Origin of the sequence: Christiangramia sp. (assembly GCF_029937855.1) — a bacterium.
In the GTDB taxonomy this organism is placed as follows: Bacteria; Bacteroidota; Bacteroidia; order Flavobacteriales; family Flavobacteriaceae; genus Christiangramia.
This window is the reverse complement of sequence record NZ_JAPYPC010000077.1, coordinates 1-1,260: the sequence shown is the minus strand read 5'-3', so window position 1 is coordinate 1,260 and position 1,260 is coordinate 1. Positions and strand designations below refer to the sequence as shown.

General features: G+C 42.5%; 1 protein-coding gene. It reads right to left on the bottom strand.

From position 1 onward, the window contains the following. Positions 1-51: 51 nt before the first annotated feature. Positions 52-1,248, bottom strand: coding sequence for an IS256 family transposase (locus Q1K34_RS17955; protein ID WP_300442121.1), 1,197 nt, complete (start codon positions 1,246-1,248; stop codon positions 52-54). Positions 1,249-1,260 lie beyond the last annotated feature (12 nt).

The following is a 1,260-nucleotide window of genomic DNA, read 5'->3' as shown; positions in this document are numbered from 1 at the left end:
GACACTATCCCGCAAAGTGTGTAAAGTTTAAATAACAGGGGTTGGACTTATTTAAAGTCTGACCCTTTTTTCATAGATCGTAAGGAACTGATTTAAAATGATGCCCCAGTTCCTGATAGGCATTGACCACTTCTTGGTGGCTTCTCTAGTAGCCAAATATACAGATTTCATGACTGCCTCATCTGTAGGGAATGACAATTTATTTTTGGTGTACTTCCTGATTTTCCCATTGAGATTTTCAATAAGATTAGTGGTATAAATGATTTTTCTTATTTCCAGTGGGAACTCAAAGAATACGGTAAGATCTTCCCAGTTGTCCCTCCAGCTCTTAATGGCATAAGAATATTTGCTTTCCCATTGTTCTGCAAAATCATCCAGGGCAGCTTTGGCCGCCTGCTGGTTGGGTGCATTGTAGATATGCTTCATATCCGCTGTAAAGGCTTTTTTGTCCTTCCATACCACATACCTACAGGCGTTGCGTATTTGGTGCACCACACAGATTTGGGTCTTGGATTCCGGAAACACGTTTCTGATGGTATGGGTAAAACCGTTTAAGTTATCGGTTGCCGTAATGAGGATGTCTTCAGTGCCCCTAGATTTCATATCGGTTAGGACACTCATCCAAAAGGCTGCGGATTCATTCTTGCCCAGCCAAAGCCCCAGGACTTCTTTCTTTCCGTCCCTGCGAAGTCCTACTGCTATATATACCGTCTTGTTGATTACCTTGGAATTCTCCCGTACTTTGAACACGATCCCGTCCATCCAAACAATAAGATACACAGGTTCCAATGGACGGTTTTGCCAGGCGACAATATCCTCAGTGACCGTTTCGGTGATTCGGGAGATGGTGGAAGTAGATACTTCAAAATTGTAAACTTCCCTGATCTGTTCTTCGATATCGCTATTGCTCATTCCTTTGGCATAGAGCGATACAATGACGTTTTCGATACCATCAATCATATTCCCACGTTTGGGGACGATCATGGGGTTGAAGGAAGCATTGCGATCTCTGGGAACCTGGATCTGTGATTCCCCGAAGGAAGTGCGAACCTTTTTTTGGCCAAAACCATTACGGGTGTTGGGATTGTTGGACTTCTGGTTTTTATCATAGCCAAGATGCCCATCCAGTTCTCCTTCGAGCATCTTCTCAATGCCACGTTTTTGCAGTTGTTTTAAAAAGCCATTAAGCTCGTCTCCACTTTTGAACTGCTTTAAAAATTCATCGCTAAATAAATCTTCTTTTTTCATACTGTGTAAAAT

Coding starts and splice junctions, on each gene's coding strand:
- Q1K34_RS17955 (WP_300442121.1), bottom strand. CDS start 1,248: ATGAAAAAAGAAGATTTATTTAGCGATGAATTTTTAAAGCAGTTCAAA.